The 9,402-nt window shown below is 37.2% G+C and carries 9 protein-coding genes and 1 tRNA gene; 2 read left to right on the forward strand and 8 right to left on the reverse strand.

All coding sequences use genetic code 11. The features are described 5' to 3' along the window. Window positions 1-74: 74 nt before the first annotated feature. From J7E67_RS30790 to J7E67_RS30810, 5 genes are all read right to left on the reverse strand, one after another. The gene (locus tag J7E67_RS30790) at window positions 75-932 is read right to left on the reverse strand and encodes an ABC transporter ATP-binding protein (protein WP_214733468.1); all 858 of its coding nucleotides are present in this window, start codon (window positions 930-932) and stop codon (window positions 75-77) included. Beyond that, complete coding sequence (locus J7E67_RS30795; RefSeq protein ID WP_214733469.1) at window positions 933-1,730, reverse strand: ABC transporter permease; 798 nt, start codon at window positions 1,728-1,730, stop codon at window positions 933-935. A 123-nt stretch (window positions 1,731-1,853) separates the two neighbouring features. Beyond that, a complete protein-coding gene (locus J7E67_RS30800) occupies window positions 1,854-2,846 on the reverse strand; it encodes an ABC transporter substrate-binding protein (RefSeq protein ID WP_214733470.1) in 993 nt (330 codons plus the stop codon). Between the two features lie 122 nt (window positions 2,847-2,968). After that, window positions 2,969-4,078 (reverse strand): iron-containing alcohol dehydrogenase family protein, encoded by a 1,110-nt coding sequence (locus J7E67_RS30805; protein ID WP_214733471.1) that lies wholly within the window; start codon window positions 4,076-4,078, stop codon window positions 2,969-2,971. Window positions 4,079-4,385: 307 nt separating this feature from the next. Then, the gene (locus J7E67_RS30810) at window positions 4,386-5,765 is read right to left on the reverse strand and encodes a sigma-54 interaction domain-containing protein (RefSeq protein WP_308160792.1); all 1,380 of its coding nucleotides are present in this window, start codon (window positions 5,763-5,765) and stop codon (window positions 4,386-4,388) included. 266 nt (window positions 5,766-6,031) lie between these two features. Between J7E67_RS30810 and J7E67_RS30815 the strand changes: the two genes are divergently transcribed. Beyond that, complete coding sequence (locus J7E67_RS30815; RefSeq protein WP_214733472.1) at window positions 6,032-6,724, forward strand: Dph6-related ATP pyrophosphatase; 693 nt, start codon at window positions 6,032-6,034, stop codon at window positions 6,722-6,724. A gap of 148 nt (window positions 6,725-6,872) precedes the next feature. Here the strand turns inward: J7E67_RS30815 and J7E67_RS30820 are convergent, their stop codons facing one another. From J7E67_RS30820 to purU, 3 genes are all read right to left on the reverse strand, one after another. Then, a complete protein-coding gene (locus J7E67_RS30820; RefSeq protein WP_214718143.1) occupies window positions 6,873-7,295 on the reverse strand; it encodes an SRPBCC family protein in 423 nt (140 codons plus the stop codon). A gap of 239 nt (window positions 7,296-7,534) precedes the next feature. Then, complete coding sequence (locus tag J7E67_RS30825; RefSeq protein ID WP_308160791.1) at window positions 7,535-7,741, reverse strand: CDGSH iron-sulfur domain-containing protein; 207 nt, start codon at window positions 7,739-7,741, stop codon at window positions 7,535-7,537. Between the two features lie 158 nt (window positions 7,742-7,899). Continuing rightward, window positions 7,900-8,799, reverse strand: a complete 900-nt coding sequence (gene purU / locus J7E67_RS30830; RefSeq protein ID WP_214718139.1) for a formyltetrahydrofolate deformylase — start codon at window positions 8,797-8,799, stop codon at window positions 7,900-7,902. A gap of 168 nt (window positions 8,800-8,967) precedes the next feature. On the opposite strand from purU, the gene J7E67_RS30835 reads away from it, so the two are divergent. Further along, window positions 8,968-9,054, forward strand: a tRNA-OTHER gene (locus J7E67_RS30835). Window positions 9,055-9,402 lie beyond the last annotated feature (348 nt).

A 9,402-nucleotide genomic window follows, 5' to 3' on the forward strand; every position in this document is an offset into this window, starting at 1 on the left:
TGACCTCCATATTCGTAATCCTTTTCTCTCGAAATTACGGGTTTCTTCTATTATTATCAGTTTAGTGACGTGAGTTATTTAATCGCTTTTAAACTTTCATCTCGAATCAGCGACAATAATTCTTCTTTGTATTCGGCAAACTCGAGTGTAGCTTTTACACTAAAATCTCTAGGTCTCTCTAATGTTATAGGGATCTTTTTCTTTAAACGACCTGGTCTTGCAGTCATCACATAAACGGAATCTGCTAAAAAGATCGATTCCTCAACATCATGCGTAATAAATAAAATCGTCTTTTTGGACTCTTCCCATGCTTTAAGGAGCACTTCTTGCATAATGTTTCTAGTTTGGGCATCCAATGCTCCAAATGGCTCATCCATTAATAATATTTTCGGATCGTTTGCCAGCGCCCGTGCAATCGCTACACGTTGTTTCATCCCACCTGATAATTGAATCGGGAAATGCGATTCAAATCCTTCTAAACCGATTAATTGCAAGTAGTGTCTTGCAATATCGTCCCTTTCTTTTTGAGAAACACCCTTTAGCTTTAGTCCAAAGGTAATATTCTCTTTGACAGATAACCATGGAAATAAAGTGTACGATTGAAACACCATACCTCGATCAGGTCCAGGTCCATTGATTTCCTGCCCATCAAGAAGAACTTTTCCTGACGTTGCATCTTCTAAACCTGCGACAATCCTTAACACGGTGGATTTGCCACAACCTGAAGGTCCTAAAATGGTGACAAATTCCCCTTCCTCAATCGAAAAGGAGGTTTTTTCTAATGCGATTGTTTCACCTTTTTTTGTTTTAAAGACTTTCCCTACCTCTTTAATTTCTAACTTTGGGGTACCCATTTTTGAAACAAGAGATTCTCTCTGTTTTGGTACAACTATTTCTTCTACTTCTTTCACTTTTAATCCAGGTGTAACCATCTAGAAACCATCCTTTCTCATCCAAGAAAACGAAGCCTTGTATATAGCTTTAAAGAGAATATCTGTAATCAGCCCCAGTAAACCAATAATTAGAATGCCCACGATGATTTTATCCGGCTGCAGAAAACGTGATGCCTGCATGATCATATATCCTAAACCACTAGATGCACCAACGATTTCAGCAACGACTAAATATGTCCACGCCCATCCGAATGTAATACGAAGCGTATCAACAATTCCCGGTAATGAAGCAGGCAGAATTACCTTTGTGAACACCTGTGCCTTCTTTGCGCCTAATGTGTAGGAAACATCGACTAAATCATTTTGAACATTTTTCGTAACGTCCATAATCATCAGTGTCAGCTGAAAAAACGTTCCTAAGAAAATGACACTCATTTTTTCGGTCTCTCCAAGTCCAATCCAAAGAATAAGTAAAGGAATGAAGGCGGATGCCGGCATATAGCGAATGAATCCGATGATCGGTTCAAATGCTCCCTCCATAATCCGCAGCGATCCCATTAAGATCCCTAGAGGTAGACCAATAATGGCAGCAGCTAGAAACCCGAAAAGAACCCTTGTAAAACTGATTCCAATATCAGAGAGAATCTCACCATTAATGAACATATCGACGGCTGTCGCTAATACAGCAGTTGGAGTTGGTAAGAATAAAGGATTAACAAACTGGCCGTAACTGAGTACAGACCAAATCAATAGAAAAATAATAAATGTTAAGAAGCCAGCCGAAGTATAAAACATTTTTGGAATTTCCTTATTAGGAGTAAACAATTTTGCTATCATTTTTTCTCACCTATTTTCTTATGCGTTTTATTTTGAAAAAAAGCCTAACTGATGAGGGGTAAAAAACAACTCATGAGTCAGGCTGATCAAAGTGAATCCAAAAATAATTTAGCAGTAAATTTCTTACTTTTGGAAAGTTGGATTGATGACATCTTCTGCTTTTGGCTCTGTTTTAAGAAGTTTTTGATCCTTGTAAAACGAAATCGCATTTTCTGTTGATTGATAAATGGAACCTTTTGCACTTTCCGTGCCAAATAATTTTACGTTATCTTCTTTTGAAAAGAATTTCAAACCAGTTACCGTTCCTTCAAATTCTCTTAGGTCAATTTTTAAACCTTTCGCCATAATTTCGTTGGCTTCTTTTTCATGTTCTTTCCAGTAAGTCATTGCTTCGCCCATAGCTTTTACAAAAGCTTCCACATCTTTCGGACGATTTTTGATGACATCTTCTTTAAAGCTGACGGTATCAACAATAATTCCTGATAGATCTTTGGTTGTTAATAATACCTTTCCGTTTGCTTGTGCTCCTTTTGATAACCAAGGCTCCCATGTTACGGCTGCATCCACTTTACCAGCTGCAAAAGCTGCACCAGCATCGCCTGCAGACATTTGGACAACTTGCACATCTTTTTCAGTTAATCCGCCTTGTTTTAAGGCTTGTAGTGCTAGCATATGGCTTGTTGAACCAACTTCAAATGCTACTTGTTTCCCTTTTAAATCTTTCACACTATTAATTCCTTTTTTTACAAGGATGCCATCTCCGCCGTATGAATCATCCAATAACCAAACAACTTGAACTGGGATTTCAGAGGCTGCTAATGAAACTTGCACATCCAGTGCTGTTGCCATCCCGTCAATTTTCCCGCTTGCTAACGCTTGTTTACGTTCACCTAATCCTTCAACAATGGAAAGGTCCACATCAATACCATTCTTTTTGAAAAAGCCCTTTTCCTTTGCTAAAAATAATGGGCCATATCCTGTCCATGTCGGCAATGTCACTCTCAAAGGTTCAGACGACTTCCCATTTTCTGCAGTACTTGCCGCGTCCTTTTTTCCACATGCCGCTAACGCGAATAACAACATCAACGAGCAAACAACTAATAACCATTTTTTCATCCTAAATTCCCCCTTGATTGATTAAAAAAATTATCTCTCTTTCGTGTAGCTAGCTTCATAGAATCAAGTTTTTTCAACCATGTTGCTCTTTTTTAAATGGACTGCCTACGAATAAAGAACCATTACTGTGCAGCAATACCAGTAGTTAACATCCCATTTCCTATTTCATCTGCTCGGCGGACAGCTTCAATCACCATTTCTGCTGTGACTTCAAATGGCATATTCGCCATATCTTCAATAGTAACGGTAATGTCACCAAGCCTTCTCCACTGACTATTTGTTAAATTTGTTATCCCCATTTGCTTTAAAGTAAAAGGAAGTCCTACTTCCTGGTAATAACTTATTAACGTTTTCAACTCATCATCACTGGTATTCTCCATACACAACTGTGCAAGAATACCAAAGGCAACAATTTCACCATGATAGGTGTGGTGCACTTCAGGGAAAATCGTTAATCCGGAATAGATGGCATGCGCTCCAGCTGTCCGGCAATCATCCCCGCCATACCCACTTACACTGCCACTGACTAAAATAACGGTATCTATCACATTTTCGAATTCTTTTGTCACTGTTTGTGCTCTTACAGCATTGACAGACTCTTTCCCTATTTGAAGCAACGTTTGGTACACCTGACCTGCTATCGCAATGGCCGTCTGATTTAAGGCGGTTGGTGTTGCTTTTTTCACAGAGGATTTCGTTTCGAAATATTTAGCCAATGTATCGCCAATACCTGCTATTAAAAAACGAACGGGCGCCTTCATGATAATTTCCGAATCTACCAAGACTAAATCAGGAGCTTTTGACTTTCGTTCAATCCCGATAAATTCACCTTCATTGCTGTAAAGAATGGTAATAGGTGTGGCAGCTGCACAAGTTGCGGCGATTGTTGGTATGGCAACTAAAGGTTTGTTAAGTCGGTAAGCAACGGCTTTCACCGTATCAATTGCTTTACCTCCACCTGCCACGATGAGGACATCGATCTTTTCATCTCTTAAGTCGGCTACTACTCTATCGATATTCGATTCGGAAGATTCTCCTCCATACCACAGGGAATTCTTCAATAAAATCCCATGCTCTAACAAACTTTTTCGTAATGAAACTTCTACAATTTCTTTACTTGTATGGCCTCCAATAAGGGCGGCAGAGTTTCCGAAGTTTTTTATGTAAGTTCCCGCTGCTTCTAATAAACCCTTATTTCTAATATATTGAGCTGGTCCTACTGTTACTTTCATAATCCACCTCTTCTCCACTAAAGTTATTTAAAAATGAATAATATTCCTTAAATATAAATATTTGTCTATTTTATGTCAATATATTTTCCTAATATTCTATTATCAATTGAATATACACAAATTGAAATAAAAATACACTTACAATGTTATTTGAGAATATTTACGTTTATTATTTTTGTATAAATATAAGCAATAAAGAACCGCTTTCCCTTCGTATCGCCCCCCTTATAAGGAATAGCCTTGCTAAGAAACCTCCCTTGGTTGGTCCACTCATTACTAAAATATAATGCAAGTTTCGTGCCACTCTTTATTCTATTTCGTATTTTCTGAGTTTTCTAAATACAGATGGTTGACTGATTCCTAATGCTTTAGCCATGTTAATCGTTGTTTTGTATTGTTTTCTAGCTTTTATTAGCACTTGCTTTTCAACGCTTTCAAGAATTTCATTCAAGGAGCGATTGGTTTCTTCAACTGACGTCACATCAGGAAAAGGCTTTCGAAATTGATTAGGTAAATTTCCAATTTCAATCAGCTGTTTAGGTGAGGTGACTACCAGTCTTTCAATTAAATTGATTAATTCCCGCACATTTCCCTTCCACTCTTGTGTTAACAATAGATGGATAACACCCTCATCAAGGCTGCGCTCCCGGCCGTACTTTTTTGAAAAAAACGCTAAAAAGTGTTCAATCAACGGAATAATATCAGTTGACCGCTTCCTTAATGGCGGAATGGTGATGGGTACCACATTTAAGCGAAAATAGAGGTCATGTCTAAAGGTTTTTTCTTCAACTGCATTCTCTAAGTTTTTATTTGTCGCGGCTAGGATACGGAAATCAACGGTTCGAAGCCTCGTTCCACCGACACGATAAAATTGCTTTTCCTGAATAAATTTGAGGATTTTCACTTGATCTGCTAATGACAACTCACCAATTTCATCTAAAAATAATGTCCCACCTTCAGCAAGTTCCGCTAACCCTACCTTCCCTTTCGAATTTGCACCCGTAAATGCACCTGATTCATAACCAAAAAACTCTGCCTCAAAAAGGGATTCGGGTATGGCCCCACAGTTCACCTCGATAAAAGGTCCGTTCTTTCTCGAACTCTTCTTGTGAATAAATTTAGCAATATGTGATTTTCCCACTCCTGTTTCCCCCAGCAGTAACACATTGACATCGATTTCAGCTACCTGTAATGCGAGTTGGAGGACTTTTTTCATTTCTATACTGGTTGCTATCATCCCATCAGAATCAAACTGAAGATTTCTCAGCAATTCAAGCTCACTTTTCACTCGTTCCATTTCGTCTTCGATGTCAATTAAGTATTTTTTCATGTTAAGTAACTCTGTTACATCATGTGAATAACTGACAATTCGGACGAGCGTTTTGTTAGCATCGAATACAGGAATCCCCGTAACAAGTAACTTATCGCCATTATTAGTTGTTTGGACAAGGGTAATTTTCTTTTTTTCTTTAATGACCAAAGGGGTCAAAATCGGTGTAAAAACCCCTTCTTTTTCAAGTTCATAAACGGATCGGCCGATCATTTCATTTGTCTTCATATTATAAATACCTTCGGTTGCTTCACTCACCTTCAAAATAATGCCATCTGTATCGGTCACTAAAATATCGTCTTGCAATGAATGAAGAATGGCTTCATTTTCATTCCAAACTTTTATTTCATCATTCACAAATAACCCTCCCTTCTCGAATTCCAATCAATGAAAAATTATTCATTTATGAATAATAAACCAGCAAAATTTCTTGATAGTTCAGTTATATCAGATGATTGATAATTTTTATACTTTTTTGAATAAATTATTTAAAATTGTATAATGAAATACGTATCACTTAATGTTTTACTTGGATTCCCATCTACGAGCTCGGGTTATTAATCTTTATGATAAAATATCATTATGACAAACATGAAAATATCATTAAGGGGAGATGATGAATCTTGAAAAAACGAATAGCTTTATCTTGGAGTGGCGGAAAGGATTGTTGCATGGCCTTAGATACTTTAATTTCGCACGGATTTGAGGTTGTTTGCTTGGTTACAACTGTTCCCAAAGAACTTGGGCGAACATTTGGCCATGGAGAGCGAACAGAAATGATAAAACTACAAGGTGAAGCTTTAAACCTACCTGTTCATTTTATCGAATGTACATACGAAAACTATACAAGTCAATTTGTCGAAGAAGTGCTTTCCTTGAAAAATCAATATAATGTAACGGGAATAGCCTACGGAGATCTTTATTTAGATGAACACAGGGAATGGGGAGAAAAAGTCGCTATCGCTGCAGATGTTGATGCCCTGTATCCACTATGGATGAAAAAGGAAGCTTCTTTACAATCATTGGATAAGTTTGTCCATTCTGGTTATGAAGCAATCGTGATCCGCGTACGGGAAGATGTATTAGATGACATGTGGCTTGGTAGAATCATAGATGAATCGTTCCTACAGGATGTTCAACAGACTACTATTTGTCCGATGGGAGAATCCGGTGAATATCATACCTTTGTATATGATGGACCACTATTTTCAAAGAGGATTCAATTGGAACATGGAGAATTAATCCAGCTGGAAACCACAAAGAAACTAGAATTTAGGAGTTATCGACTTATTGAGAGTGGTACCCGTCATTGTTGAAACAGCATGCACAAAGGTAGCAAAGTGAGTTCATCTTCATCACAAAATAAAAAGGAGAAAATCAGCCTTGAACTGATTTTCTCCTCTCTATTTTTCCAAAAAAATCCCTATTAAAGGGATTCCCTTGAAAACAATCTTTTCGATTTGATTATTGCTCGCTATATTTTTTAAAATTATCTAAAATGGCCTGCCATCCTGCTTGTTGCATCTCAATTGAATTGGTGGTTTCTGCATCAAAAGTTTCGATTACCTGGGTTTCATTTCCACGACCTTTAAAAGTAATATCAACTTTTCTTCCATCCCCCATGGTATAAGAAATAGCCTCATTTAATTTCACTTCATCATAAATCCCACCAAAATCAAAGCCAAAACTGCCATCTTTTGCTTCCATTCTTGTGAGAAATTTCCCGCCAACCGTTAAATCATTTTCAGCAATTGGCGTGTGCCAGTCATCTGAAGCATTGTTCCATTTCGTTATATGATTTGGCTCTGTCCAATATCCCCACACTTTTTCTACTGGTGCATGAACTGTTGCTTTTACCGTTATTTTCTCATTATTACCTTTTGTCATTTTATTTACCGCCTCTCATAATACACTTAGTTATTAAGTTGAATTCCTTTGGCGTACAAACTTCATGGTGACACATACCTGATAATATATTATCAACTATTCACCATGTCCGCAATAAACAGTCTTGGATTATGAAATTCAATAAAATAAGAACAGCCAAGATTTGTTTGCCCATCCTGGCTACACCTACAGAATCCAAAAGTGCTACAAAACCCTGGAAAGAGTGGTGCCTGACACCTTTACTTTCCGTCAGTCACTCTTGGGCTGCTTTCAAATCCGCCTTTCTTATGTGATCCATCACAAAACGGCTTTTTGTTGGAAAGTCCACAACGGCATAGATACACTTTTGCCTTCTTCGGATATTCATTTCCTTCGGCATCCATGATTTGAAAGTCTCCATTTACAGCTAGTGGACCATTATCGTTAATCTTAATTTGATTTTCCATTTTCCTCATCCCCCTAGTATTTTAAATGTATATTCACGACGCTTTCCAATAGTCCTAGTTTTTGATTGGAAAAATAGATTAAATCCATTTTTAAAAATCCCGCACAAATAGCCCAATCTAATGATTGGACAGAAAAAAATCCCTATTAAAGGGATTTACTAGAAAACAATTGTTTTATTTTGATGAACGATAATACGGTCTTCAATATGCCATTTTACCGCTCGAGCCAATACGCTTCTTTCAATTCTACGTCCAATTTTCTTAAGGCTGTCCACATTGTCATGATGATCGACCCGACTGATATCCTGTTCGATAATAGGTCCCTCATCCAGGTCATTGGTCACATAATGAGAAGTAGCACCGATTAATTTGACACCGCGGCCAAAAGCTCGTTCATAGGGTCTTGCACCCACAAAGGCTGGTAAAAAGGAGTGGTGAATATTGATAATTTTATTGGGATTCTCTTCGACAAATTTCGGTGACAAGATTTGCATATATCGGGCCAATACCACAAAATCAATGTCATACTCTTTTAGTAGCTTAAGTTGCGTTGCTTCGGCTTGTCCACGAATATCTTTATTGGCTGGAACGTAATAAAACGGGATGTTTAGTCCTTCGACAACCTCTCTTCCTGTTTCATGATTACTGATAACAAGGGCGATATCAGCCATTAAGTCTCCACTTTGCCATTCCCACAAAAGCTCGAGCAAACAATGAAGTTCTTTTGATACAAAGATTGCCGCTTTTTTCACATGATAAACATGCGTAAAGCTCCATTCCATCGAAAACTCCTTAACAATTTCAGCAAACTGAGTCTCCATGTCCTTTGCTTTATCCTTTAAACCTGGGCATTCAAATTCAATCCGAATAAAAAAGGTGCCACCCTCAGGATTGGTGGAATACTGACTGGATTCAATAATATTTGCATTATAGGAAAACAAAAACTTTGATATCGCCGCAACTATGCCAGGTTGATCTGGGCAGCTAACTAATAGGCATCCACGATTCTGATTTTTTTCTTGAAACACTTCAATTTGATCTTTTATATATGAGTTCATGGTAATTCCTCTCTATCATTGTTGAAAATATTATACATTAGATGGACCTAATAGTTAATCATTATTTATGAAAATTGCTAACTGCGCAACATTAGTATAGTTTAGTTTACTAAAAAATTTTGTTATAACTAAGGAATAATAACTTATTTTTGGTACATATTATAGATAGGACTTGTAGCTCAATGAATAGAGCAACTTGCAGCCCTTACACAAAGGTTGCAATGTGTTTTGTGGGTTTAAATCCCACCAAGTCCTATATAAACAACCTCCCAAATTCCTGATTCTATTTTTTCATAATAATAATTCCCTCACTAGGCTAGTTCCTCTCCTTAATGTTATTTTTTCAGATTAGAAGTTGACAATAAGTGCTCTTGGAATCATTTTTGGAGTTTTTATTAGATTTTTGTATCCAATAAGCCTCATTGGATTCATTTTCTCCACTTTTTATTAGATTTTTATAGCCAATTGGCCTCATTGGATTCATTTTCTCCACTTTTTATTAGATTTTTGTATCCAATAAGCCTCATTGGATTCATTTTCACCACTTTTTATTAGATTTTTATAGCCAACAGGTCTCATTGGATTCATTTTCACCACTTTTTA

The sequence above is a fragment of the Bacillus sp. ISL-46 genome (genome assembly GCF_018613205.1).